The 26,471-nt window shown below is 51.4% G+C and carries 23 protein-coding genes and 1 tRNA gene; 14 read left to right on the forward strand and 10 right to left on the reverse strand.

The window, feature by feature from the left end; genetic code table 11:
• Window positions 1-84: 84 nt before the first annotated feature.
• The 7 genes from sufB (at window position 85) to NDA02_RS12550 (ending at window position 7,612) form a co-directional block, all read left to right on the forward strand.
• Complete coding sequence (gene sufB, locus NDA02_RS12520) at window positions 85-1,521, forward strand: Fe-S cluster assembly protein SufB (RefSeq protein ID WP_190792973.1); 1,437 nt, start codon at window positions 85-87, stop codon at window positions 1,519-1,521.
• 306 nt (window positions 1,522-1,827) lie between these two features.
• Window positions 1,828-2,115, forward strand: a complete 288-nt coding sequence (locus tag NDA02_RS12525) for a hypothetical protein (RefSeq protein ID WP_190792972.1) — start codon at window positions 1,828-1,830, stop codon at window positions 2,113-2,115.
• Window positions 2,116-2,130: 15 nt separating this feature from the next.
• Entirely contained in the window at window positions 2,131-2,913 is a 783-nt protein-coding gene (gene sufC / locus NDA02_RS12530) for a Fe-S cluster assembly ATPase SufC (RefSeq protein ID WP_348255043.1), read from the forward strand.
• A 3-nt stretch (window positions 2,914-2,916) separates the two neighbouring features.
• Window positions 2,917-4,272, forward strand: a complete 1,356-nt coding sequence (sufD, locus tag NDA02_RS12535) for a Fe-S cluster assembly protein SufD (protein WP_190790289.1) — start codon at window positions 2,917-2,919, stop codon at window positions 4,270-4,272.
• Between the two features lie 53 nt (window positions 4,273-4,325).
• A complete protein-coding gene (locus NDA02_RS12540; protein WP_190790290.1) occupies window positions 4,326-5,588 on the forward strand; it encodes a SufS family cysteine desulfurase in 1,263 nt (420 codons plus the stop codon).
• Window positions 5,589-5,767: 179 nt separating this feature from the next.
• Window positions 5,768-6,172 (forward strand): YkvA family protein, encoded by a 405-nt coding sequence (locus tag NDA02_RS12545; RefSeq protein WP_190790291.1) that lies wholly within the window; start codon window positions 5,768-5,770, stop codon window positions 6,170-6,172.
• Window positions 6,173-6,463: 291 nt separating this feature from the next.
• Complete coding sequence (locus NDA02_RS12550) at window positions 6,464-7,612, forward strand: spermidine/putrescine ABC transporter substrate-binding protein (RefSeq protein WP_190790292.1); 1,149 nt, start codon at window positions 6,464-6,466, stop codon at window positions 7,610-7,612.
• 78 nt (window positions 7,613-7,690) lie between these two features.
• Here the strand turns inward: NDA02_RS12550 and NDA02_RS12555 are convergent, their stop codons facing one another.
• Window positions 7,691-8,155, reverse strand: coding sequence for a DUF2996 domain-containing protein (locus NDA02_RS12555; protein WP_190790293.1), 465 nt, complete (start codon window positions 8,153-8,155; stop codon window positions 7,691-7,693).
• A gap of 349 nt (window positions 8,156-8,504) precedes the next feature.
• Between NDA02_RS12555 and NDA02_RS12560 the strand changes: the two genes are divergently transcribed.
• A complete protein-coding gene (locus tag NDA02_RS12560; protein WP_190790294.1) occupies window positions 8,505-9,539 on the forward strand; it encodes a two-component regulator propeller domain-containing protein in 1,035 nt (344 codons plus the stop codon).
• Between the two features lie 36 nt (window positions 9,540-9,575).
• Here the strand turns inward: NDA02_RS12560 and rimM are convergent, their stop codons facing one another.
• Together rimM and NDA02_RS12570 are read right to left on the reverse strand one after the other, a co-directional pair.
• Entirely contained in the window at window positions 9,576-10,175 is a 600-nt protein-coding gene (gene rimM / locus NDA02_RS12565; RefSeq protein WP_190790295.1) for a ribosome maturation factor RimM, read from the reverse strand.
• A 301-nt stretch (window positions 10,176-10,476) separates the two neighbouring features.
• Window positions 10,477-12,063: a glucose-6-phosphate isomerase gene (locus tag NDA02_RS12570; protein ID WP_190790296.1), complete on the reverse strand. Its 1,587-nt coding sequence runs from the start codon at window positions 12,061-12,063 to the stop codon at window positions 10,477-10,479.
• Window positions 12,064-12,682: 619 nt separating this feature from the next.
• On the opposite strand from NDA02_RS12570, the gene NDA02_RS12575 reads away from it, so the two are divergent.
• Window positions 12,683-13,369: a hypothetical protein gene (locus NDA02_RS12575; RefSeq protein WP_190790297.1), complete on the forward strand. Its 687-nt coding sequence runs from the start codon at window positions 12,683-12,685 to the stop codon at window positions 13,367-13,369.
• A gap of 370 nt (window positions 13,370-13,739) precedes the next feature.
• Entirely contained in the window at window positions 13,740-14,108 is a 369-nt protein-coding gene (locus tag NDA02_RS12580) for a hypothetical protein (protein WP_190793254.1), read from the forward strand.
• A gap of 147 nt (window positions 14,109-14,255) precedes the next feature.
• Here the strand turns inward: NDA02_RS12580 and metH are convergent, their stop codons facing one another.
• The 5 genes from metH to NDA02_RS12605 form a co-directional block, all read right to left on the reverse strand.
• Entirely contained in the window at window positions 14,256-17,888 is a 3,633-nt protein-coding gene (metH, locus tag NDA02_RS12585) for a methionine synthase (RefSeq protein WP_348255045.1), read from the reverse strand.
• Window positions 17,889-18,140: 252 nt separating this feature from the next.
• On the reverse strand, window positions 18,141-18,398 hold the full coding sequence (locus tag NDA02_RS12590; RefSeq protein ID WP_190793256.1) for a peptidoglycan-binding domain-containing protein: 258 nt from the start codon (window positions 18,396-18,398) through the stop codon (window positions 18,141-18,143).
• A gap of 366 nt (window positions 18,399-18,764) precedes the next feature.
• Window positions 18,765-19,022 (reverse strand): peptidoglycan-binding domain-containing protein, encoded by a 258-nt coding sequence (locus NDA02_RS12595; protein WP_190793257.1) that lies wholly within the window; start codon window positions 19,020-19,022, stop codon window positions 18,765-18,767.
• 251 nt (window positions 19,023-19,273) lie between these two features.
• Complete coding sequence (locus tag NDA02_RS12600; protein ID WP_190793258.1) at window positions 19,274-20,056, reverse strand: tryptophan-rich sensory protein; 783 nt, start codon at window positions 20,054-20,056, stop codon at window positions 19,274-19,276.
• 137 nt (window positions 20,057-20,193) lie between these two features.
• On the reverse strand, window positions 20,194-20,619 hold the full coding sequence (locus NDA02_RS12605) for an HHL1-like protein (RefSeq protein ID WP_190793259.1): 426 nt from the start codon (window positions 20,617-20,619) through the stop codon (window positions 20,194-20,196).
• Between the two features lie 311 nt (window positions 20,620-20,930).
• Here NDA02_RS12605 and NDA02_RS12610 point away from each other — a divergent pair.
• A tRNA-Pro gene (locus NDA02_RS12610) sits at window positions 20,931-21,004 on the forward strand.
• Between the two features lie 127 nt (window positions 21,005-21,131).
• Here the strand turns inward: NDA02_RS12610 and NDA02_RS12615 are convergent.
• Window positions 21,132-21,689 carry an SseB family protein gene (locus tag NDA02_RS12615; protein ID WP_190793260.1) on the reverse strand — a complete coding sequence of 186 codons (558 nt, stop codon included), beginning with the start codon at window positions 21,687-21,689 and terminating at the stop codon, window positions 21,132-21,134.
• Between the two features lie 211 nt (window positions 21,690-21,900).
• Here NDA02_RS12615 and NDA02_RS12620 point away from each other — a divergent pair, with 211 nt between their 5' ends.
• The gene (locus NDA02_RS12620) at window positions 21,901-22,422 is read left to right on the forward strand and encodes a photosystem I assembly protein Ycf3 (protein WP_190793261.1); all 522 of its coding nucleotides are present in this window, start codon (window positions 21,901-21,903) and stop codon (window positions 22,420-22,422) included.
• 46 nt (window positions 22,423-22,468) lie between these two features.
• Window positions 22,469-22,774: an Asp-tRNA(Asn)/Glu-tRNA(Gln) amidotransferase subunit GatC gene (gene gatC, locus NDA02_RS12625; protein ID WP_190793264.1), complete on the forward strand. Its 306-nt coding sequence runs from the start codon at window positions 22,469-22,471 to the stop codon at window positions 22,772-22,774.
• Between the two features lie 17 nt (window positions 22,775-22,791).
• Here the strand turns inward: gatC and NDA02_RS12630 are convergent, their stop codons facing one another.
• Window positions 22,792-23,571, reverse strand: a complete 780-nt coding sequence (locus NDA02_RS12630; RefSeq protein ID WP_190793262.1) for an ABC transporter permease subunit — start codon at window positions 23,569-23,571, stop codon at window positions 22,792-22,794.
• A 313-nt stretch (window positions 23,572-23,884) separates the two neighbouring features.
• Here NDA02_RS12630 and NDA02_RS12635 point away from each other — a divergent pair, with 313 nt between their 5' ends.
• On the forward strand, window positions 23,885-26,419 hold the full coding sequence (locus NDA02_RS12635; protein WP_348247061.1) for a response regulator: 2,535 nt from the start codon (window positions 23,885-23,887) through the stop codon (window positions 26,417-26,419).
• The last annotated feature ends 52 nt before the right edge of the window (window positions 26,420-26,471 follow it).

Raw genomic sequence — 26,471 nt, forward strand, 5'->3', positions numbered from 1 at the left:
TAATCAGCCGGCTGGAACTACGGTTTCAGTTTCAATCTTGAATTGCCGCTCCACCTTGAGAACCTGAGAGAAAGAGAACAACCGATGACAGCATCCGTCCAATCCCTGGTTAATCAACCCTATAAGTACGGCTTCGTCACTGAGATTGAGTCCGACACGATTCCGCCTGGGCTTAGCGAAGACGTGATTCGTCTCATCTCTGCCAAAAAGAATGAGCCGGAGTTCATGCTGGAGTTTCGCCTCAAGGCGTATCGGCAGTGGCTCAAAATGAAGGAGCCGAACTGGGCAGAAGTCGGCTATCCGGCGATCGATTACCAGAGTATCATTTACTACTCTGCGCCTAAGCAGCAAGAGAAGAAGAAAAGCCTGGAAGAAGTCGATCCCATCCTGCTGGAAACTTTCGAGAAGCTGGGTATCCCCCTTTCAGAGCAGAAGCGGCTTTCTAACGTCGCCGTAGACGCGATTTTTGACAGCGTTTCTGTCGCCACCACCTTCCGCGAGAAGCTTGCCAAAGAGGGCGTGATCTTCTGCTCAATTTCCGAGGCAATGCACGACTACCCCGATCTAGTGCAGAAGTACCTGGGCAGCGTCGTTCCGGTTGCCGACAACTATTTTGCTGCGCTTAACGCCGCAGTCTTTACCGATGGCTCGTTCGTCTATATTCCGAAGGGTGTTCGCTGCCCGATGGAGCTTTCGACCTACTTCCGCATCAACAACGGTGAGTCAGGTCAGTTCGAGCGGACGCTGATCGTCGCTGAAGAAGGCAGCCATGTCAGCTATCTAGAAGGCTGCACTGCTCCCATGTTTGACACAAATCAGCTTCATGCGGCTGTGGTTGAACTGGTTGCGCTAGATAATGCCGAAATCAAATATTCCACAGTGCAGAACTGGTACGCCGGAGACGAGAACGGCAAAGGCGGTATCTACAACTTCGTGACGAAGCGCGGTCTGTGCCAGGGCAAGAACTCTAAAATCTCCTGGACACAGGTAGAGACGGGTTCTGCCATTACCTGGAAGTATCCGAGCTGTGTGCTGGTGGGCGATAACTCGGTGGGAGAGTTCTACTCCGTTGCGCTGACGAACCACAAGCAGCAGGCAGATACGGGCACGAAGATGGTGCATATCGGCAAGAATACCCGCAGCACGATCGTCTCTAAGGGCATCTCCGCAGGCTATTCCAAGAACAGCTATCGCGGCTTAGTCAAGATTGGCCCGAAAGCAGAAGGGGCACGTAACTACTCCCAGTGCGACTCGATGCTAATTGGCGATCGAGCAGGTGCGAATACCTTCCCCTACATCCAGGTGCAGAACAACACTGCTAAGGTAGAGCATGAAGCTTCGACCTCGAAGATTGGGGAAGACCAGTTGTTTTACTTCCGGCAGCGCGGCATTTCCCTGGAGGACGCGATCTCGATGATGATTAGCGGCTTCTGCAAAGATGTGTTTAATCAGTTGCCGATGGAGTTTGCGGTGGAAGCTGATCGTCTGTTGGCACTGAAGCTGGAGAACAGCGTGGGTTAAGTCAAGTTGCCAGCATTGGTTAGTATCACTGGTGCTGGCTTGTCCCCGAAATCCCTTGAAGGTAGGGGACTTTGAAATAAGGATTCTGAGGGTGAGACGGTTACAGAAAGCTACGACAGTTTCCGCCTTTGCTCGAAAAAACTGTTCTACTTTCGATTCTTAGTCCGATGCGATTTCTCGCGAATTTTCATCTGTCCCCCTTTCCTATTTAGGACAGAACAATCGGTTGAAATTAGTGCTGAAGCTGAGGAAATAAAGATTCGAGAACAGCTAGATGTCCAGCTGCTGCGAGAAGGCTTTTGGGGGATGGCGATCGAGTTTAAAAAGGTTGCGTTTTCGATGGAAGCGGGATTTGCTCAACTGCTAGCGTATCGGCTGGCAAACCCTCAGCGGAAAACCCCATTGTTTGGCATGATTGCCACTGGCAGCCCCTTTGCTTTTGTCAAGCTTGTGCAGGAAGAACGCCTGAAGTATGCGATCGCTGATCAGTTTGGCATTTCGAATCGAGTGAAGGGGCTGTACGACGTATTCAGAATCATGAAGCGGATTGGAAATTTATTGGCCCACACAGGGACATCTTTAATAGGCACGTAGGGAGGAAATCGATCGGTGATCAGTGAAAACAGTGAAGTCATTTTAACCGTCCGGGATTTGACCGCAGAAGTGGACGGAACTCCCATTTTGAAAGGGGTGAATCTGGAGATTCGAGCGGGAGAAATCCACGCGATTATGGGTCCGAATGGCTCTGGAAAGAGTACGCTTTCTAAGATTCTGGCTGGACATCCCGCCTATGAAGTGACGGGCGGCGAGGTGCTTTATAAGGGCGAGAATTTGCTGGAAATGGAAGCGGAAGAAAGGGCGCGATCGGGCTTATTTCTGGCGTTCCAGTATCCGCTCGAAATCCCGGGGGTCAGTAATCTTGACTTCCTGAGAGTGGCGTACAACTCCAAGCGCAAACACGAAGGCGGCGAAGAACTGGATGCATTTGACTTTGATGAACTGGTGCGCGAAAGGCTGAGCCTGGTAAAAATGGATGCCGCTTTCTTGAATCGCAGCGTCAACGAAGGTTTTTCGGGCGGTGAAAAGAAGCGCAACGAAATTCTGCAAATGGCACTGCTAGAGCCGACGCTGGCAGTTTTGGATGAAACCGATTCCGGTCTTGACGTGGACGCACTGCGAATTGTGGCAGATGGGGTCAATCAGCTCTCGAAGCCCGATAACGCAATGCTGGTGATCACCCACTATCAGCGATTGCTCAACTACATCGTGCCAGACTACGTGCATATCATGGCGATCGGCAAAATTCTTCGCACAGGTGGCAAAGATCTGGCGCTGGAAGTCGAAGCGCGTGGCTACGACTGGGTGCTGGAAGAAGCGGCAACAGGAGTTTAATCGATGAGTATTCAAGTCTCTTCTGTGCCAGAACAAACTGGGGTCAGCAATGCGGCTCAGCAGCGCCTCGATTTTGCCAATCACTTGATTGAACTGACAAAGCAATCTCTTTCAGGCGGCTGGCTGCAATCGTTGCGCGCTCGTGCTTTAGCCCTTATCCAGGAGCAGTCCTTCCCGACGACAAAGGACGAAGAGTGGCGGTTTACGGATTTGTCGGAACTGGTGAAGCTGCGGTTTGAGCAGATCGATCGCCGTTCCGCCGTCAATGTCGATGCTGTAACCCAATTTGCGCTGGTAGAAGAAAGCACTCGGCTGGTGTTTGTCAACGGAATGTATGCGCCGGAGCTTTCGACAATCCTGCCCTCCAATGGATTGACCGTCACCAATTTGTCGGCACTGTCTGAAACTCAGCGTGAATCGTTGCAGAACTATCTGGGACAGCAGCCTGGATCAGAAGAACTGTTTACGGCTCTGAATACGGCAGGGATCAGCGATGCTGCTGTGATTAAAGCCGCGAAAAATCAGGCGATCGACGCTCCCGTTCACTTACTCTTTGTTTCCACGACCCGCAGTACGCCTACCTTCATTCAGCCTCGTGTCCTGGTGATTGCAGAGCCAAATAGCGAGTTGACGATCGTGGAAGAGTATGTGTCGATCGGGGAGGAGCAATCCTTCACCAATAGCGTTACGGAAATCTTCCTGGCAGAGAACGCGCAGATCAGTCACACTAGAATTCAGAGGGAAAGTTTAGCCGCATTCCACATCGGCAAGACTGCTGTTTCCCAGGCACGTACTGCTCGCTACACCTGTAATGCGATCGACCTAGGCGGCAAGCTGTCGCGGCATCATCTGGAGATTTACCAGACGGGCGAGCAAACCGAGACGAATTTGAATGGACTGACCTTTATCAGCGGCGAGCAGCTCAGCGATACCCACAGCACGATTGCCCTCACCCAGCCCTACGGCACAACCCGACAACTTCACAAATGTATCGTCGATGACCGGGCACATGCCGTCTTTAACGGTAAGGTATTCGTACCGCAGGCAGCACAGCAGACCGATGCCGGACAGCTCAACCGCAATTTATTGCTCTCTTCCAAAGCGCGAGTTGATACCAAACCTCAGCTAGAGATCGTGGCAGACAATGTGAAGTGTACCCACGGCGCGACGGTCAGCCAGCTTGACGATGACGAAATTTTCTATCTGCGGAGTCGGGGCATTGATGCGGCAAGTGCCGAGCGTTTGTTAGTTTATGCCTTTGCCTACGAAGTGATCGATCGGGTTCCCGTTGAATCCCTCAAGCAATCCCTGATTGCGTTTGCGAAAAACTATCACAGCCGTCCCTGCGGCATTCGCTAATCTATCTTTTCTCTCCTTCTTTTCCTATCACCAGATCCTTACCCGAACCAGCCATGACCCTTGCACAAGAGATAACCCTAGCTGCTAGCGTGCGATCGGACTTTCCTATCCTGTCGCAGAAAGTTCACGACAAGCCTCTAGTTTATCTTGACAATGCGGCAACCTCTCAGAAGCCGATCGCCGTCCTGGATGCGCTGCGATCCTATTACGAGAACGACAATGCCAACGTGCATCGCGGTGTGCATACCTTAAGCGCACGGGCGACAGATGCTTACGAGGGGGCAAGGGACAAGGTAGCGGCGTTTGTGAATGCGGCTTCGCGTCAGGAGATTGTCTATACGCGCAATGCGAGCGAAGCGATCAACCTGGTCGCTTATGCCTGGGGCAATGCAAATCTTCAGCGCGGCGACGAGATTATCCTCACTGTGATGGAGCACCACAGCAATTTGATTCCCTGGCAGCTTTTGGCACAGCGGACGGGTGCGGTTCTTAAGTTTGTAGAGCTGACCGAGACGCAGGAGTTTGACCTGGATCACTACAAATCACTGCTTTCGGACAAGACCAAGTTGGTATCCGTCGTTCACGTCTCGAACACATTGGGCAGCATTGCTCCTGTGAAGGAGATTGTGGCGTTGGCACATCAGTACGGCGCCAAGGTGCTGATCGATGCCTGCCAGAGTGCGCCCCACATGAGGCTGGATGTGCAGGACATCGGCTGCGACTGGCTGGTGGCTTCCGGGCATAAGATGTGTGCTCCGACCGGAATTGGCTTTCTCTACGGCAAGCTAGACATTCTGCGATCGATGCCTCCCTTCCTGGGCGGCGGCGAGATGATTGCCGATGTATTTCTCGATCATTCCACCTATGCCGATCTGCCTCACAAGTTCGAGGCGGGTACGCCTGCCATTGCCGAAGCGATCGGGCTGGGTGCAGCCGTAGATTACCTCACGGCGATCGGCATGGACAGAATTGCGTCCTACGAGCATGAGTTGACCGCCTACCTGTGGCAGCAGATCGGTCAGATCCCCGAAGCAACAACCTATGGACCTAAGCCAAATGCTCAGGCAAATAATCGCGCTGCGCTGGCTTCGTTCACTACGGGTTCGGTTCACCCGCACGATCTGTCTACCATTCTTGATCAGGCAGGCATTGCAATTCGTGCCGGGCACCACTGCACACAGCCGCTTCACCGTCACCTTGGCGCACAGTCTACCGCACGGGCAAGCCTGTACTTCTACAACACTAAAGCTGAAGTAGATGCCTTTATCAAGTCGCTGAAAGAGGCGATCGACTTTTTCGGCAGCATCTTCGGCTAAGTTCACCCAGCATTCTGATAAATTGGATTTCCTCAAGGTGCATTCGTCGTCTCTTCACAGGGGCGGCGTTTTTTTTAGCGTCTGTTGTCCTGCTTCAGTTGGAAACTAGCCTGAATTCGCTTCACACAATCAGAACTTGACACGTTAAATTGAGAAAATCATTGCTAGAAAAAAGAAAGATGGCAGGCAAAAACAATCAGTATTCGGAGCAGAATTTTTGGAGCAAGCTCAAGGGTGCGGCGATCGTTGCTGGACGAGAAGTTGTTGAAAAAGCGTTGACACTGTTTTACGCAGCCCAGCGACCTGAAACTCCCCTTTGGGCGAAAATGACGATTTATTCTGCACTGGCCTACCTTATTTTGCCTGCTGATGCAATTCCCGATTTTCTGCCCATCTCTGGATATGCAGATGACTTAGGTACACTGGCAGCGGCACTGAGCGCAGTGGCAATGTGCATTACGCCAGACGTGAAGAACCAAGCCCGCCAGCAGGTGAAGCAGTGGTTTAGGGACAATGAGTCGCAAACCGAAGCAGAACCGATGCCGACTGCGGATGATACGCCTCGTGAGATTGCGATCGACTAAGCGAGAGCAGAGTTTTGCGGTTTCAATGCTTTTTTATCCCTAAAATTACCCAAAGAACGGTTAAATCAATTCAAATTGAAACTAATCAAATTGAAACTAAGGCAGGTTTGAGATCAGGAGCAATTTACTGCTCCATTTTCTATGAAATAAAAACTTTAACGAATCTCAATTCACTGGCTCTATTTCCTGCTAAGAGAAATCAATAATTGTGCTGAATGAACTATCCTTCCCGCAATAGTTTTGTACTTTAAAAATCTCACTGCTTTCATCAATACAAATAGGAATACCTCCATGACTAGCGACAAGCCGCGATCGATAGTTGGACGATCAACCCGGCGGCGGTTTTTGCAATTTTCAGCAACAGCACTCTCGACGATCGCCCTTTCAAACTGTGCACGATCGATCCAGGGCGGAGGAACTGCCTCTGATTCTGACGCGGCTCCGGCAGCCAGTGGCGGTTCGGGAGATGCTAAAACGCTCTACATTTACACCTGGGGCGACTACAGCAATCCTGATTTTTTCAAGCGATTTACTGACAAAACGGGCATTGAAGTCGTTGTCGATGTTTATGACTCAAACGAAACAATGCTTGCCAAAATTCAGGCAGGGGGCGGAGCGCAGTACAGCATTATTTACCCGTCTGATTACATGGTGCGGCAAATGATCGAGATGAATTTGCTCACTAAGCTAGATCCAAGCAAAATTCAGGGGGTGAACGGACTCATGGATCGCTGGCAGAGTCCGCCCTATGATCCGGGCAACGCGCATAGCATTCCCTATTGCTGGGGCACAACGGGGATTCTCTACAACAGTGAAATTGTGAAGACCCCGCCGCAGGACTGGAATTTCTTTTGGGACAACAAAGAGGCGTTGGCAGGAAAAATCACCCTGCTTGACGACGTACGGGAAACGATGGGCGCGACGCTCAAATCCCTCGGCTACTCCTACAACGCCACCAATCCAAAGCAAATCGAAGCCGCTTACCAGAAACTGCTGGAACTGAAGCCGTCGATCGCTGCCTTTCGCACCTTTGGCTGGGAAGACCAGCTGATCAGTGGTGATCTGGCTGCCTGCATGACCTACTCGACCTTTGGCAACCTGCTGCCCAAGGATAACCCCCAATTGGCATACGTCATTCCCAACAGCGGCACTTCTGTGTGGACTGATACGGTTGCAATTCCTGCCTCTGCTCCAACTCTGGATGCTGCCTACGCCTGGATCAACTACGTGCTAGAACCGGAAAATGCAATTTATGGGGTTGAGCAAATGAACGTGATTACCCCCAATAAGATTGCTTTTGATAAGCTTCCCACACAGATTAAGAGCGATGCAAAGCGATATCCTACGCAGCAGCTCCTGTCGATTTCTGATGGGATTGCCCCCGTTGGAAAGGCACTCGACCTCTACGACAAATATTGGAACGACCTGAAGAGCGCCTAGAGATTTTCGTGCCAAGATTGGCTAGATATCAAAAAGGGGCGAAAGCCCCCTTGTTTTTTGTCAAATTTGTCTCAGTTTTTAGTTACGGACAAGCCACTTCTGCCCATTGAGACGCTGAATAGCGTAGAGCAGCATCAAGTCGAGCGTGACTCTGCGTTCGTCGATCATAAACGATTCCAGAGTACTGGGCGGCGCACTGCTATCGGAACAGCAGAAATACTTGGGAGCCTGAATGTCTTCTTTGGAAAAGATAAAGAAGAACTGACGACGATCGCTTTGCCATTGCCCGATGACCTGCCACAAGGGAGTATCCTCAAAGCCTCTAATGGGCAGTTTGCTCTGCTCAAATTTCAGGTCTACATCCTGAATGCCAATTTTACCGAGTGCCTGCTGCAAACCCGGTAAGAAATGCTGCGAGATGAGCTCTTGAAAGGGCTTGTCCTCCAAGGCAGGAGGCTTTTCCTTTTTGGGGACTTTTGCGGGTTTTGCCGCCGCATCGGGCGTCTGTACATCAGGAGCGGGGGGAGTTGTTTCGTCTGCCATCGCTAAACTCGCTATAAATCTGATTTTTACGACGGGTTAACTCAATTCGGGTTGAGGAATTGGCTGAACCACCTTTGCTACTTTGCTGTTGACGGATGGCTACCGCGATCGGCTGCCTGTGTTCATCTATGTTTAGTGTATATTAAGCGGTTTCACCTCCCGATATCCAGGCAACGGGAGAAGCTGTTTCAAGGTTCTGCCCGATCAGCTTCGATCGCCTCGCCGTTTCCCAAAGTCCCAACTGACCCATATCGTCTATACGAACCAGTTTCTAAAAAACAGGGTATGCTATTGCTCAGCTTCAACGTCCCTGTAGTTTTGACCTTCACTCGATCGGGTTATCGTCGCCATGACCTTTTTTGCTTGTCGCCGTCACATCGCCCAGACTGCTGGTGTTCTGGTGTTGGGATGGAGTGCAGCAGCAGGAATCCATCTGGAAACTCAGCCGCCTGCTTTTTCTGCCGCTAACCTTGCCCAGGCTCAATCTACTCCTCCTAGCATTGCATCTCAAGACGATCGCGTTTCGGCACTTCAGCTAGATGCAACGGGTAGCCTGTGGATCGGGTCATGGCAGGGACTCGCTCGAATTAATCCCAATACGGGACGGGTTCAGGCACGGGTGAGTTTACCGGATCAAACGATCGGCGCAATGGCACTCGATCGCGTGGGGCGGCTGTGGGTCGGAACCTATCGCGGGCTGCATCGGGTTGAGCCACGTACGAATGAGATTACGGCGCAAAATTTTACCCTGCCCTCAAATCGGATTCTGGCATTGCAGATCGATCGACGCGGTTTTTTATGGGTGGGTACAGACAAGGGACTGGCAATGATCAGTCCCGATGAAGGGCTGTTGATGACCACTTATCGAGAACTGCCGGGAAATAGCGGCAATGTGCTGAGTCTAGATGCTGAGGGTCAGCTCTGGGTCGGCACGGCTGAGGGCTTGGTGCAAATCAACACCGCTAGCGCAGCCCCGATCGCCCGCATTCGAGATCTTCCCGGTCAGGCAGTCCAGACACTGACCCTGGGATCAGACAATAACCTCTGGGTCGGCACACCAGAAGGCTTGCTGGTGGTTGATCCCAAGCAGCGAGCGGTCTTACGTTCGGTCACGCCTTTTCGCGGACAGGAAGTCACCGTTGCTCAGTTCGATCGACTGGGGCGGCTGTGGGTCGGCACAAACAATGGCTTATTTCAAGTGAATCCGTTTAATGGGGCGATCGTGACTCAAGTGGCAGGACTGCCCTCTAGCCGCATTGTGTCGCTGGCAGCGGATGCAGGCAATAAGATTTGGGTCGGAACTCGCCAAGGACTGGGATGGGTAAGCCTTACGACCGGACGGGCAAGACCCGCTTTTGTCTTTTCGCGGCAGTCTTCGCCCTGAGCTTCACGACAAGCTTTACGACAAGCTTCAAAGGCTTTACTTCAAATCAAGCAAACCCGGAGGCGGAACGATCTCCACTCGACGCTGAACCAGATCGACGATCGGCACAATCTCTTTGACAAACGGGATCAAAACCGTTTTCGCTGACTCCTTTGTTTGGGCAAGCTGCTCGATCGTCCCGTCTGCTCCTGCCTGATGTGCTCCTGCCTGATAAAGTTCAACTTCCAGCAAGTCATTGCCTGCCGGAATTACATCCTTGATTCGTCCGATCGCCTGCTGGGTCGCCTGATCGATCACTTCCAGATCCAGCAGATCCGGCACATGAAATTCATCTTCTTCGAGATGAGGACGATCGGTGCTGGGAATCAGCAGGCGGCAGTCGTAGAGCTGTTCTGCCTGAGCGCGCTCGACAATGCCCTTGAGCTGGAGGACATATAGGCCTTTTCCAGCGAGATAGCGTCCTGAAATTAGCTCGATCACTTCCGGCTCTGTTTTACCGGGGCGCAGCATCCAGCGTTTTCCCGGTTCCTCAAATCGCTCTGGGAAGTCCGAGTTGGGGTAGACGCGCACCTCCCCTTTTAGCCCTTGAGCCGCGACGATTTTGCCGATTTCTAACCATTCATCTGCGATCGCCATTGCCACTTCACCTAAAAAACGATGGACATTGGATCAAATTGGCTCTAAGAAAATGTTTGAATCGTCCTGCCTGTAATCCAAACCGCCCTCCAAGCCAGCTCTGGGGAAAACCGAGTCCTCCTGAGGCTGCTCAAAGTCCCTCATTGGGAATTGAGAGGGCGATGTAGAAGATTTGCAACTCCTCAAACATTCTTCAGGGCAATGTTTCTTGGGAAACTGCCAATCGATCGACTATCCATCGTCCATTGTCGCTGATAGAACGTTTTTTCTACGCTTGTTTTACGCGATCGGCGGATCAAAACTATTTCAGCCCGATCATCAGGCTCGATGGCTTGCTCAAGTCCCCGCTCAGGCTAACTCCCCGATTGTTTACCGACAGATGGCGGGCGATTTTGTAGAGGGACTCGATGCGATCGCTGGCTCCAATCTTGTCTGCCAGGGTAGTGAGGGCGATTGGCTGTCCGGCTTCGCTCAGGGTTTGCATCATGCTGCGCTGGAGATCGAGGATGGCGGCGGCGGCTTTCTTACCGGCTTCGACTCCAGGCTGGTGATAAGCGTTGACGTTGACCAGCGAACCGTAGAAGCTGACGGTGCGTTCATAAAGGGCGATCAGTGCGCCCACCATCCGGGCATCCACATAAGGCACAGTGATGGTAATAGAGTCGCGCTGATTTTCGTAGAGTGCCTGTCTTGTCCCCTGAAGCAGACCGGAGAGGAAATCGCCTGAGGTAACCCCCGGTTCGACTTCGATCGAAGAACCCGATCGATCGTGCAGCACTTCAATAAAGGTGACAAAGAAATTGTTTACGCCTTCCCGAAGCTGCTGGACATAAGCATGCTGGTCTGTTGAGCCTTTGTTGCCGTAAACAGCGATGCCCTGATAAACCTTGTTGCCGTCTAAGTCGGTTTCCTTACCCAGCGACTCCATGACCAACTGCTGCAAATAGCGCGAGAACAGCAGCAAGCTGTCTTTGTAGGGCAAAATCACCATATCCTTCTCGCCCTTTCCGTTTCCGGCGGCATACCAGGCAAACGACAGCAGTGCAGAAGGATTTTTTCGCAAATCGGGTACACGGGTTGCGGCATCCATTTCTTTCGCGCCTGTCAGCATCGCGTCGATATCAATGCCCTGAAGTGCAGCCGGAAGCAGACCGACCGCCGACATTTCGGAGGTGCGACCGCCAACCCAGTCATGCATCGGGAAGATATCAATCCAGCCTTCTGATTTCGCCAGCTTTTCAAAGTTGCTGCCAATTCCGGTAACGGCGACGGCGTGTTGAGCAAAGTTGAGTCCCTGCTGCTCGTAGGCGCGCTTGACTTCAAGCATTCCGTTTCGGGTTTCGGGCGTGCCGCCGGATTTTGATGTGGCGATTACCAGGGTTGAGGCAAGCCGATCTTTTAGCGTTGCCAGGGTGCGATCGATCCCTGCTGGGTCGGTGTTGTCGATAAAGTGAATCTGCATCGGCGCATTGACCGAACTCAATGCCTCAGACACAAACTGCGGCCCCAGTGCCGATCCCCCGATCCCGATCGATAGCACATCGGTAAACTTTGCGGCATCGGTCGGACGAATTTCGCCCTGGTGAACGCGATCGGCAAAGGCATGAATGCGCTGGAGCGTCTCCACAATGTCGTGCTTCAGTTCGGGGGTGGGAGCAAGGTCGGGGTCGCGCAGCCAGTAGTGCCCCACCATACGGTTCTCGTCTGGATTGGCAATCGCCCCGCCTTCGAGCGCAGCAATATCGCGAAAAGCTTTCTCAAATTTCGGCTCCATCATGGACAGGAAGGAATCGTCAAACCGAATCCGGCTAATGTCCACATACAGACCCAGCCCTGAGTGGAAGTACAGCCAGTCCTGATATCGTTGCCAAAGCGTTGCGGCATCCATAGTCTCTTCTGCTTCTAGGTCACTTACTTCTCCCCAATAGTGTACCGACCGTTCCGCAGGAAAGAATCTGAATTTTGTGTGAGGTTACGCTGATAAGAATTAGCGGCAGATAGACGCTCGATCGCCAAACTGATACAAAAAGAGCGCAAAGCCAGCATTTCAAGCAATCTCAGATTCATGCAATTAAATCTTCTTTAAGCAGCATTGATATCTAGAAATACAACCTTCAGCATTGAGAGGCAAAATTCTGCAAAAAGGTAGAGATGTATGAAAACAATTTTGGATTGCAAGTCATAGGAATTTCACAATTGCTCTTCCTAACCACAACAAATTTCCTATCTGAAGAGAGAGTCGCTCAAATTTTAGATATGACACGCTAAATAGAAATACGATCGAATTCAAATCAATTCGTTTAAACCAACGTTTAAGCCAATAAACTCAGGAACGAAGCGAGTTTATACCAAAGCACCAGTTTTTAAGGTAGAGCATTACTCTTGGTTTTGCATTTGTTTTGACGAACAGGTTCTTTTTGTTCGTTCCGATTGGCTACGTTCTGATTGTCGATTTTTCGATAAAAGTAAACGATTATACTGTCGCTTAATTGCCCTCCTACAGACTCATGAGCAATCAAATTTCACTTCAAGCCAACAAACTCTGGCAGCTTATCTCCGCTCCTACTACGGCTGCAATCTACAAGCAAGCCCTTTCTGTCACCTGGACTATTTTGCAAGAAACCGGAAAGCTCGCCTGGTTGGTGTTCTGTCTGGTGCTGGTTACCCTTGATTGGTTCTGGAATAATTCCATTCGTCTGGGTCGCCAAACCCGCGCCTGGTTCGATCGCTTCGATCGCACAAACGACGTAGTGGCTACCGAGATGGGACAAGAAATCATGTCTTCGCTAAAGTCCAACTTTAACTCTCTGGTGACAACAGCAAGAAACCAGCTTGGAGTTTCCAGCCAGCTTAGTAGCGATACCGGAAGCGATGCCGGAAGTGCGATCATTCCTGCTGCCAGCGCAGAAATTGCCCCAATCTCTACCGTTTCGCCGATGAAGAGATACGAAGCAGCAAGCGAAGATGAGCCTGTGGTATTAAGCAGTGGCTTTATGGCAAACACTCAAGGTAGCGCGGCTGAAAATCCTTCGAACAGCAACGAAGCAAATAGCAGTGAAACGATCGAAACCAACGCTGAACCTGAAACGGTTGCAGTAAGAGCGGTTTCCCCGAAACAAAAAGAGCGGGTTGGGGAAGATGAGGAAGTTGAACAATCTGCCCTGAAAGAGCCGAATCCTTCAGTGAATAGCTAGTGCGATTTGGAAAATCAAGCTTGAAGGAATACAAGCAACTTTCACGAACAGCTTTTAGTTGATGGATTCCTTAAGGGGTGGGCTAGACTCACCCTTTTTATTTTCATTAACTCATTGCATATCTCTCCTTCTGATAGATTGAAATCGAGCGATGATTCCTCTCCTGACAGAGTAGCAAACCGTCTCTATTCTCTAAATTAATATTAGTTTTATTTAATTAGTTGACTGAGTGTCATTCGGGAAGCGTAATTCCTTAACCGATCGTTTTAGAAAAGAAGCAGCAGCTATTTCAAGTCGCTAAACAGCACTGATTTAAGAGCGGCTTATTTCCATTTTTTGACCCTTACAAGCTAATCGCAGGAGTTTCCTTATGGCAGGTTCTAATCCGATTTCTTCTCACTCACAGCGCAATTACTCCGAAGCTGGAGTAACAGCCCGTCGATCGCATTCCACGACCGAAACTGCGATTGGCGACACGATCACCACGCGACGAGCAACGGCAGACGAAATCGCTTTTCGGGATGGCTTTGTGCAGGGACGCGAACAGGAACGACGCATTCAGCAGCACAGTCAGCGGAGAATGCAGCATTTGTATGCTCATCAAGGCATGGTAGGCGGTCTGCTAACAGGCATTTTGATGACCCTCACCGTTGGATCTATCGCCACAATGCTGGCAGTGTTTTCGCCCCAATGGGAAATCCATACCCCGCAGAGCAGCACCACCCAAACCATCCGCTAGCGGCGATCGGGCGGGGACTGCTCCCTTAAAATTGCTCATCTAAACCATCGGCTGAAACCCGCGTTAAGGCTATGGGCTGCAAGGATGAACTGAAACGGTGAGCTGAAACAGTAAGCCGAGACGGTGAACTAAAACAGCGGACGAACACTACGCGCTGAAATATTTTGCAGCCGGGTGGTAAGCGACGATCGCTGTCGTAGACTGCTCTGGGTAAAGCTGTTCGCTCTCGTCCATGTGTAGACCAATTTGCTTTGCGTCCAGCAGCTCCAGCAGCATGTGCTGATCCTGAATATTAGGACAAGCCGGGTAGCCAAAGCTGTAGCGGGAGCCGCGATATCGCTGTGCCAGAATGTCTCGAATGCTGCTAGGTTCTTCTGCACCCAAGCCCAGTTCACGACGAATGCGGGCGTGAGTCCACTCTGCCAGAGCTTCTGCCACCTGCACCGCCAACCCGTGGAAGTAAAGGTAGTCGGTGTACTGATTCGCCTCAAACAGCATTTTGGCAAATTCGGTCGCTACTTCGCCTACAGTCACAGCCTGCATCGGGAAAACGTCATATCGCGTTGCCCCTTCCTGAGGCAAGAAGAAATCGGCAATGCAGAGTCGTCGCAGCGATCGTTGACGCGGAAAGTGAAAGGTTGCAAGCGGTTCTTGCTGATCTGGACTCGTAGTACCGATCGTTGGATCGTACAAATGCAGCGAGTTACCTTCCGCTAAGCAAGGAAAATAGCCGTAAACTACCTGGGGCTGGAGCAGGTTCTCGTCCTGAATTCGCTGCTTCCACTGCTCCAAAATCGGATAGACCTTTGCTGCCAGGAATGCATCATACTCCTCGCGGGTCTGCTCCTTGGGCTTGCGGAACTGCCACTGTCCGGCGATCAGGGCCTGCAAGTCCAGATAGGCAAACACTTCTTCTAATGGCAAATCTTGGGGCTGAAAAATCTTTGTGCCCCAGAAAGGCGGCGTGGGGCGATCGATCGCGACTTCCACCGCATCCGATCGGCGAGTATCAACCGCTGCGGCTTCGGTCTGGACTACCTCGCTGGAGGTTTCTGCGATCGGCCGATGTCCGTTCGTTTCAGTGACGCTTTCTTCGTTCAAGAATCCTTTGAGGTCATCCCACTCGCTCGCCGCTTTTGCAGGCATGAGCTTATCCATAAAGTGCAAATCAGCAAAGGCGTCTTTGCCATAAATCACCCGACCGCGATAAACGTTCTGGCAATCTTCGTGAACAAACTTAGGCGTGAGTGCTGCACCGCCAAGAATGACCGGAACCGTGATCCCGCGATCGTTAAACACCTCCAGATTCTCTTTCATAAAGGCAGTGGATTTCACCAGCAGACCGCTCATCGCAATGCAGTCCGCACCGTGTTGCTGATAGGCTTCGATGATGTTCTCGACAGGCTGCTTAATGCCCAGGTTGATTACCTTATAGCCGTTGTTAGTGAGAATAATATCAACCAGGTTTTTGCCGATATCATGCACGTCGCCCTTCACCGTAGCGATCAGGAAAACCCCTTTGTGGCTATTGCCCGATTCCTGCTTTTCCATGTGGGGTTCCAGGAAGGCGACCGCCGATTTCATGGTTTCCGCCGATTGCAGCACAAAAGGCAACTGCATTTGACCAGAGCCAAATAAATCACCCACCACCTTCATACCATCCAGCAAAAAGGTGTTGATAATTTCCAACGGCGGGTATTTCTGCATTGCCTCCGCCAGAGCTGTTTCTAAGCCGATACGTTCGCCGTCGATAATGTGCTGCTTCAGGCGTTCTTCGATTGGCAGATTTGCCACATCACTGCGCGATCGAGTCTCTTTGGTAGAAACCCCTTCAAATAGCGTCGTCAGTTCCGTGAGCGGATCGTAAATGCAGACATCCCCTTCAAACTGCCGCTCGTCATAGATCAAATGACGGCAGACTTGCTGATAGCGATCGTCAATCTTGGCAACGGGCAAAATTTTCGCCGCGCTAATAATTGCCCCATCCATACCTGCCGCAACCGCCTCATGCAAAAACATCGAGTTCAGCACAATTCGCGCTGCGGGACTCAAGCCAAACGAGATATTCGACACGCCCAGCAAGATATGCACGCCCGGCAGGTTTTGCCGAATCATCTGAATCGCTTCGATCGTCGCTTTGCCGTTTGCCCGGTCTTCCTCAATACCAGTTGAGATCGGCAACGCCAGCGGATCATAGAAAATTTCGTGGGCAGGAATGCCATACTCCAACGCGTCCCGGTACGCCCGTTGAGCGATCGCAAATTTCTTCTCAGCCGATCGCGCCATGCCGTCTTCGTCGATCATCCCTACGACCACGCCTGCCCCGTATTCCTTGGCAAGCTCCAGCACCTTAAAAAATCGCTCGTCGCCGTCCTCGTAGTTCGTGGAGTTAAGCAGACATTTGCCGCCCGCCACTTTTAAGCCTGCCTCCATTTTTTGCCACTCGGTCGAGTCTAGCATCAGGGGCAGATTCACATTCGTCACCAACCGGGAAACAACTTCCCGCATATCGTGTACCCCGTCGCGTCCCACATAGTCCACGTTCACATCCAGGACGTGCGCTCCTTCTTTCACCTGCGATCGTGCGAGCGAAACCAATCCATCCCAGTCTTCCGCGTTGAGCAGATCTCGGCATTTCTTCGAGCCGCTGGCGTTGAGCCGTTCGCCGATAATGAGAAACGAATTGTCCTGGTCATAAGGCTGGGTGGAATAAATCGAAGCCGCTGCCGGAATATAGTCCAACGCGGGACGCGGATCGGTTTCTGCGGTTTGCACGAGTCCTCGAACCGATCGCGCTCTGGGCGTCAGGGTCGCCGCAATTTCAGCGAGCTGCTGGATGTGTTCAGGTTTTGTGCCGCAGCAGCCGCCAATCACCTGCACGCCCAGATCTTCGACAAAGCGAGTCAGAGCCAGCCGCAGTTCCATTGGGGTTAGCTTGTAGTGGGCGTGTCCACCGACGTTTTCGGGAATGCCTGCGTTGGGAATACAGGAAATCACAAACGGCGAATGCTGCGACAAATACTTGATATGCTCTGCCATGCGATCCGGTCCAGTCGCGCAGTTCAGCCCCAGAATATCGATCGGGTAAGGCTCCAGAATCGACAGCATCGCCGCCACATCCGACCCGACCAGCATTGTGCCTGTGGTTTCCACTGTCACCGACACCATCAGCGGACGACGACTGCCCTTTTTCGCAAAAATTTCCTCGATGCCATTCAGTGCAGCTTTGATCTGCAGCACATCCTGACAAGTTTCCACAATAAACAAATCGACTCCACCGTCATATAGCCCCTCTGCCTGCTCTGCAAAAGAAGCCTTCATCGTGTCGTAGTCGATGTGTCCCAGCGTCGGCAGTTTGGTTGTGGGTCCGATCGATCCCGCCACAAATCGCGGCTTTTCGGGAGTCGAAAATTCTGCTGCACACTGTTTGGCAAGCTGAGCCGCTTTCAGATTCATCTCATGCGCCCGGTCTGCCAAATCGTACTCTGCCAGGACGATCGAGGTTGCACCAAAGGTATCGGTTTCGATCACGTCTGCCCCGGCTGCCAGAAAATCGCGATGCACCTTTGCCACCGCTTCTGGTTTGGTCAGAATCAGATACTCGTTGCATCCTTCGTAAGCAGCCCCGCCGAAGTCCTCTGCGGTCAGGTTTTGCACCTGAAGATTGGTTCCCATCGCGCCATCAAACACGATAATCGGGCGATCGGGACTGTGGAGCCGTGCAAGGAAGGGATGGATCGTAGACTGAGCAGAGGTAGACTGAGCAGAGATTGTAACCATGTCTAGCAGGAGTACGGTATCTACTAGATTATCAATCTCTTCCCGTTCTGCAAATTTGACCTGCAGGCTGGGGGAGCGTATCGAGCAATTTCTTTCTGCTCTATGCTGTGCTGGGCGGGGATTCAACCCACCCAAGCCAAGTTTCCTGGCAAGCTGGACGTAGCCAACGAAAAAGAGAGGACGCTGGCATTAAACCAGATATCCTCCCTGTTGATGTGTGATGAGATGAGTAATTAGAGAGCGAATTCGTGCTTAGGGACGCTGGGTGCCTGCCGGATAGGTCAGCTTATCCCACGTTGCAGATCCAACAATTCCGTCTTTAACAGCTACGTTCTGATCCTTCTGAAATTGCACAACAGCCGCCTGAGTTTTAGCTCCAAATTGTCCATCGACTGCGCCGACGATCGAGGGATATCCATACAGAACGAGAAGACGCTGAAGTAGAGCAACGGCGGGACCGCGCGAGCCGTTTTGTAGCGTGGGAAGTTGTGCCGTTACGCTTTGAACCATGAGAAGTCTCCTTTCACAAAAGTGGTAATTCAGTAGTCGAAATGAGTCTGTTTTGTATCGGTTTGATGCATCAACCTGAAGATAGATACAAACTCAAACTCGCTCTTCCCGGAATTTCACTGATGCATTTTTTGATTTTCTATTTTCTTTACATTTCATTAGAATGAATTCGCTTTTTAAGAAGAAGTTTTTGCGATCGATCGCGCTATAGGCTACTTCTTAGTAACAGAAATATTCATCAAAAAAACAACAAACAAAAAGAGAGAATATCGGCATAAAAACCAGATACTCTCCCTCTTGATTCGCTAATGAAATGAGTGATCAGGGAACAACCCTATTGGTCTGAATCTATCTAAATTTATTTACCTATGGACGCTGAGTGCCTGCGGGGTAGGTCAACTTGTCCCACGTTGCTGGTCCAACGATTCCGTCTTTAACGGCTACGTTCTGATCCTTCTGAAATTGCACAACTGCCGCCTGAACTTTGGCTCCAAATTGTCCGTCTACTTTGCCGACGAGCGAAGTATATCCATACAGAACGAGAAGACGCTGAAGCAAGGCAACGACGGGACCAGAAGAGCCGTTTTTCAGGGTAGGAAGCTGTGATGAAGCACTCTGAACCATGAGAATTTCCTTCGTGAAGATATTGATTGATTGGAATGACCCTAGTTTGTAGAGGCTTTTTTACCAATCTGAAGAGGGATACAAACTCAAATCTATCCTTTCCCGAATTCTACTGATTAATTGATTCGATTTAATTCATCTTCTTCCTACTTTCTATTCTTAATAGGGAAAGCAGGAGGGAAATCTTAAGAGGGAAATCAATAGTCAAATCGCTGAGAAGGAGGCTAACTCATGGCTCAAACAATAAATCTTTACTGAGAAGCCCGATGCGACCACCGAACACCCATTAGTACCAACAGCCCGATCGCCAGAACGATCGCCGTCACTGAAACCGAAGCAAACGCTGCCTGCCGAACTGCCACTGCCACCAGTGCCCACACAATCACCCCCGGAAAGGAGAAATCTCGGCGCGTCAGTAAAACCCAGCCTGCCAGCCCTGCCGCCACGATCGCCAGCCCGATCGCCCACACCTCCGATGCAACGCCGCCCCCGTTCCAGCCCGAAGCATCAAGCGCGGAAGCGACATTCACGATCGTCGCCACACTAATCCAGCCCAGGTAAATTCCAAAGGGCAGGTGAGCCGACCATTTCTCCTGTCGTGATACGGGACGCAGTCCCACCCCTAGCCAGCGATAGCTTGCAATCAGGGGAATCAGAATCGCCAGCATCGCTATCACCGACAGCCAGAACTGCCCCCCCAAAAACAGGTAAACCCAGATTGCCTGTGCCACACAAGCCACAATCAGCGCATAGTCTACACGCCGCAACACCGGATTTTGCCGCTGATCTGACCGAAGCTGATAAAAGCCAAAGGCAATCAGCCCCAGGTAAATCAAACCCCAGATGGCAAAGGCATAGTTGGCAGGCAAAATTCGCAGATCGGCGAACTGAGTATTCGCGACCTCACCAATCGTTTGTCCGGCAGGCGGAATGATATTTGAAAGCGCATTGACCCCGATCGAGCCAAAAATCGCTGCAACGGTCAGAATTTGGCGCAGGCGATCGGAGGACGAGTGAGAAGTAGAGGAATTCATAGAACGGCAGACCTTCCCGCAAGAACCGTAATACGTCTTATCGTAGGAGTTCTTTCAGGAAGGACGGCTCTATCAGCATTCAGACATTCCTCGGACTTGCTGTACTTCATCAAGCGGATTCTGAGAAGAGGCAGATCCTACCGCTTGAATAGGCCTGTAATTCGATTCGTCACTTGAGCCAGAGCAGACTGAATTCCCCCAGCAACGCTCGACTGAGACTTCTGAGCGACCTGAATCGGCTCATCCTTAAACGCCTTCAGCCGATAGCCATACTCAAGCTGATCCCGATTTTTCTTCAGCACCGGATACAGCCGAAAAGCTCCCTGAACTAGCTCTTCCTGGTTAGCAAACACTGCCTGGTCGATCTGGCTGGAACGCTTTACCGAAATGACTCCCACCGGATACCAGTTTTTCTTGCCCTCAATCCGAATGTAAATCTCATACTCTGGCAGTCCGTCCTCCTTCATTTTGTCGTATTGCTGCGCGGCTGCGGTGCGTTGAGCCGATCGCTTTGAGACTTTGGGCTGGGGTTTAGGAGTTCCAAATCCGAGATTGCTAGCCATAGAGTTTTGATTGCAACGCTTAATCAGTAAAAGAAGAACTATGAAAAACGAACCGTGAAAGAAAAACAGAAAGCGATCCGAGTAAAACCGATCGGAGATTAATAAAAGTTTACAGCTTTTCTCAGGATCCTTGGTCGAGTTATCTCAACCTGATGCAGATTACTTCCTTCTCCGGTGATTCCAGAACAGTCAACTCTAAATCCCCCGGCACTCAGGGTTCTAAAACGGTGAGCCGCCTGTGCTTTAGAGATTTTTCGATCGCTTCGTTGCAGTGAACTCCGTTTTGCCATAGGATAGAAAAAGTATGACTACGGGATGTAGCGCAGCTTGGTAGCGCACTTCGTTCGGGACGAAGGGGTCGTAGGTTCAAATCCTATCATCCCGATTACTCAAATCGGTTGCGCAGCTTGATTCTGTAAAGGATGAGCTGTCAACCGAGTTTTTGTATGCTGATTTCTTGATTCGCTTTCTGGAAAGGTGGTTGGGTAGGATTTGAGGTGCTGCATTGCCCCCTAAATCCCCGTCGCTTTAGCAGAATCCAGTTCAGCCAGGCTTTTGGGTGATCCCAAGAAAGTAGGCGTAATGCCGCCTTTGCACCGCCACAAACGATGTGAAGCCGTTTCTCCATCAGGATGATGCGAAGCTGTTTCCTCGGCGCGGCGATCGGGCAGGAGTTCGATCGTCATTTGCTGAATTGCCTCGAGCGGCAGCAGAAAGTTTTCAGCATCCAGATTGAAGCAGAGACTCGAAACGCGATCGGCTTCTGCCAGTCCGCCACCCCAGATCCACATCAGGCAGTAGGTCACAGAAATAATCATCACCGGACTCTCGAAACCAGGCGTATAGAAATCGCTTTGTTCTGCCCATCGCTGCGCCCGCTCTGCATCGGTAAAGGCTGGCAGAAGGGAAGTGCCGTCACTCAGTTCCAGAATTAAAGGCTGCTCGACAGTCTCAGGATCGTGCAGAAAGCACCAGGTTTCTAGCGCGAACAGCTCGAAAAAAAGCTCGTTGACTGCTGCCTCAACCTGAGTTGATCGCGCCTGCCGCGCCAGTGCATCAAAGTTTGCCAATTTGCCGCCCTGTGAACGTTAATTCTTTTCGTTCTTCTATAGCCTATCGAGCGAGAAGCAGGTTGGTAAAAATTCCTCACTTGTCAATCCCGTTTAAGCGATCGACGGGCTATTCTAAGGAAGGAGTTTGCTGGGTTGACGCAACTTCAGGTTTCGATTCAGATCCCTGCTCCAATTGCCCTATTAATCGTTGATCGAACGCTCTACAGCTATGCCCAGATCTCAACGCAACGATAACTTTATTGATAAAACCTTTACCGTCATGGCAGACATGATCCTCAAAATGCTGCCAGCAAACCAGAAGGCAAAAGAAGCATTTGTTTATTACCGGGATGGAATGTCTGCCCAGGCAGATGGTGAGTATGCGGAAGCGTTATCCAACTACGAAGAGGCACTCAGACTCGAAGAAGACCCCTACGATCGCAGCTTTGTTCTTTACAACATGGGCTTGATCTACGCCAGCAACGGTGATCATCAGCGTGCCCTGGAACTTTACGAAGAAGCTCTCGAACTCACCCCCAAAATGCCCCAGGCGTTAAACAACGTTGCGGTGATTTATCACTATCTGGGCGAACAGGCGCAGGAAGCAGGACAAGCGGACGAAGCCGACAAATACTTCGACCAGGCAGCCGAATACTGGCAGCGGGCAATTCGCGTTGCGCCCAACAACTACATCGAAGCGCAGAACTGGCTAAAAACCACTGGACGTTCCAAAATCGATGTATTCTTTTAGGTCTGACCTTTCTGTTTCCCGAATCACGTTCAAAGAGTGACCTATGCTGATCGATCGCGACCAGGTTCGTAAAGTTGCCCATCTTGCCCGTTTGGAACTTACGGAAGCCGAAGAGGAACAGTTCACAACGCAGCTCAGCAGCATTCTGGAATATTTCCAGCAGTTGAGCGAGCTGGATACGGATACCGTCGAGCCAACCACCCGGGCGATCGATGTCAGCAATGTGACACGCATCGATCAGCTTCAGCCTTATCCTGAGCGCGAGTTGATTATGGAGAACGCGCCGGAGCGAGAAGACTCGATGCAGGGGGAATTCTTCAAAGTGCCGCAAATTATGGGCGGCGGCGAGTAGTCCGCGAAATCGATCGCTTAAAATTCTCGTCGCGAGAAGATGAAAGTGGCGATCGTTAATAAAACAATTGTGTAGAGCAGTCCATAGGCAAGGTGGGCTGCTAATTCGTTTGCAGGCGGCAGAGCAGCGATGCCATAAACTGCGTCATTTTTTAGATTGAGCCGCGACAGATCTGGCAGGGCGAGATATAGCCCATTAATGATGCGGCGCAGATTTGGGTCGGTGGAAATTGTGCCCAGCGTCACGAGATCGCGACTAAAGTGACCCATCAGGTAAACGGCGATCGTCAGCAGCGTTGCCAGCAGCGAACTGGTGAAGACTCCGAAGAGAATGGCGGCGGCGGCAATTAGCGATAGCTCTAGAAACTGAAACAGCCCAGACAGCAGCAAACTCTCGATCGGAACCGAAATTCGCAAAAGCATCAGCGTCACCAGATAGATCGCCATCATTGCGATTACTAGAACTGCCAGCACCGCCGAAATTCCCCAGTGCTTACCGACGATAAATTCGGCGCGACTAATTGGCTTAGCAACCATTACAAAAACGGTGCGCTTTTCGATTTCTTTGTTGACCAATCCAGTACCGACAAAGATGGCAATCAGCAATCCCAGCAGACCGATCGCCGCTAGCCCAATATCGGGAATGATTTTATTTTCCGTGCTAGCAGCCACCGCAGGAACCAACAGCGTTACAGCAGCCATCGCTACCGCAAAAAAGGCAATCAGGTAAAGCACCCGATCGCGAATTACTTCTCGAAAGACATTGGCGGCAATCACCAGAGTGCGGCTGGGGTTCATAAAAATCTCGCTGGAAAAAGCAGACTCAGAAGACAGAGTTGAGGATGAGAGCAGGTCGGTAAACCTGTTTCCTCTGCGATTATTCCCTAAATTAGGACGGATTGAGTACGGCTATGTACAAACCTTCTTACAGGGACATGATGGTTTGCTGGGCTACGGTGGGCTTTCTAAGGGGATGAACCTTCAAAGCTGCTGCTTCTGAAAGCCCGGATTTCTTGCAAGCCCAAATTGCGCGGATGGTATGAGCCGCTTCGATTAGCCCCTGAACAAGACAAAGTTTAACTAGACTGATACGTGGGTGTTCGTCCTTGTCATGAAGATTCTGCTGGTCGAAACGGATACAAAGCTTAATCAAGAATTTGTCCACATTCTGACTCAACAAAACTTTGATCTGAGTGTGGCGATCGATCCGGAAACGGCGAAAGAAAGACTGCACCAGACCCATTTTGATCTGGTTGTGCTGTGTGGAGAGCGACTCTGCCCCGCAGGATTAGAACTAGTGGAACAGGTGCATCGGTCTGCCGATCCTGCGATCGTCTTGCTGCTGTTGCCGTCCCCATCTCCTACAGTGAAACTGATTCAACCGGCAAACCCAGCCAATGGCAAGTGGAGCGAGCCAGAACGCCGACAGTTTGCGAACCCACAAGAGTTGCTGGATTGCGTTGAAAGTTCCCGCCTGACGTTAGCCGCTTCCTCAGCAACTGTGCCCTTGGCGGAAGGTTCGGCTTCGTATTACCCGACCGTTCCTCCCAGTTCGGCTCCTGCTCCGCTTCAAATGGCAATGCAGCAGATTTGGACTCAGTCGCGATTCATGAGCTATGAGCGAATTAAGTCTCTGGCCGCAACTCAGCGACAACTAAAACAGGGGGCAACTCAAGTCATTCAACCGATGCTCCAAACGGCGCACAAGCTGGTTGGCTCCCTTGGAACTTTTGGCTTTCAAGACGCATCCCAGATTGCTTGCAGCATCGAAAAGCTGCTGATTTCCTATTCTGAAATTCCAGCAACTGATACGGCTGAGTGTTTGTCCCAGATCGACGGCTTAATTGAGGATCTGCAGGCGGAACTGGTTGATCGAGATGAGCAGCTTGGACTGCCTGCGATCGGGACGACGGCTGATCCTGCTCCTGCCGCTCCTGCTTTTGCGGGTCTTGCTCCTGCGAATCTTGCTTCTGTTGCTCAGCCGATCCTGCTAGTGATTGACGGCGATCGAGAGCTGACCGACAGCTTATTACAAGAAGCCATTGCCTGGAAAATGCGGGTTGTGGTGGCTGCAACGATCGAACAGGGACGAGCGCAGATTCAGCAGGAGCGTCCAGCGGCTGTGCTGCTTGACCCAACGCTACCCGGAATACCGGAAGCCCTGTTGGCAGAATTGGCGGCGGCAGATGATCCAATTCCCGTTTTGATCTTTTCCCTCAAAGACCGATCGATCGAGCGGGTGAATGCGCTGCGGCTCGGTGGACAACTGTTTTTGCCCAAGTCAGCCACGCCCGGACAGATTTTTCGCGCCGTGACCGAGGTGCTTCAGCCTCCGGAACCGCTTCATGCGAAAGTGCTGGCAGTCGATGACGATCCGCAAATTTTGCTCTCGCTGCGTGCCCTGCTGGAGCCAGAGGGAATTCAGCTCACCTGCTTGAGCGACTCGACTCAGTTTTGGGAAACGCTGCGATCGGTTCAGCCCGATCTGGTGATTTTTGATTTGAGGATGCCGCAGATTAGCGGGTTAGATCTATGTCAGTCCGTCCGGCATGACTTTCAGTGGAACTGGCTGCCTGTCATTTTTTTGACCACGAGCAGCGATCGCGAAACGATTCAGCAAGTCTTTCGGGCTGGGGCAGATGACTATGTGACAAAGCCGATCGTGCCTGAGGAACTGCTGCTGCGGGTTCTCAATCGGCTCAAACGCAGCCGCTTGTTGCGCGATCGAGCAGAAATTGACGAGCTAACGGGCGTTGCCAATCGCCAGCACTCAACGAAAACCCTGACACAGCTCATTCAGTTCGCGACCGATTTTCAACAGCCCTTTTGTCTGGCAATCCTCGATTTGGATCATTTCAAGCAGATCAACGATCGCTACGGGCACGCGCAGGGCGATCGAATTTTGCATCAGTTCGGGCAGTTTTTGCAGCAAAAGTTTCGTAGCGGAGATCTGGTAGCACGCTGGGGCGGCGAAGAGTTTGTTGTGGGGATGTACGGCATTAGCAGTGAAGACAGCATCGATCGTCTGGCCAATATGCTGGAAGAATGGCAGGCGCAGACGATTACCAGCCTGACCGGAGAGCTGCTGAAAGTGAGCTTTAGTGCAGGGTTGGCGCAGTTTCCAGCAGATGGAACCGCTTTGCAGGTGCTTTACCGAGCGGCTGATGCGGCACTCTATCGGGCAAAGCGGGGCGGACGCAGTCGAATTGTAGCCAGTCACTGGCAATCGACCCGCAGCCCTGCAACTCCGGGAAAAGTGGCTGAAGTTCCAATCCGAGCTTCGGTTGCTGTCGTGCATCCCAACCTGGAATTTGCTCAAAGCTTGCGGCGATCGTTTGAGATTCGAGGCTACAGTATGCAGTGGCTTCAGAGCGGTGAGGCGGCGATCGAGCATTTGCAGAATCCTACGTTTAGCCTTCCTGGGGTTCCCACGCTGATGCTGCTGGCTGAGCAAACCACTGATTGGGATGGTTTAACCGTTCTGCGGCAGCTCAAAGCCGAGGTCAAAAACCGGATGCAGATTATCTTGCTGCTCGATCAGTCTGCCCTGCTTGAAGAGGCTCAAGCCCTGAGCGTTGCGGATGTGCTGCTGATGCCCTGCTCGGTTACGGTGATCCTTCAGCGATTGCGGCAGCTGATTCGATAGAGACCGTCTCGAAGGGTTGTTTAACGGGTATCTGAGGTGCGACATCGCCCCC

The sequence above is a fragment of the Leptolyngbya sp. ST-U4 genome (assembly GCF_039962215.1).
In the GTDB taxonomy this organism is placed as follows: Bacteria; Cyanobacteriota; Cyanobacteriia; order Elainellales; family Elainellaceae; genus Leptolyngbya_A.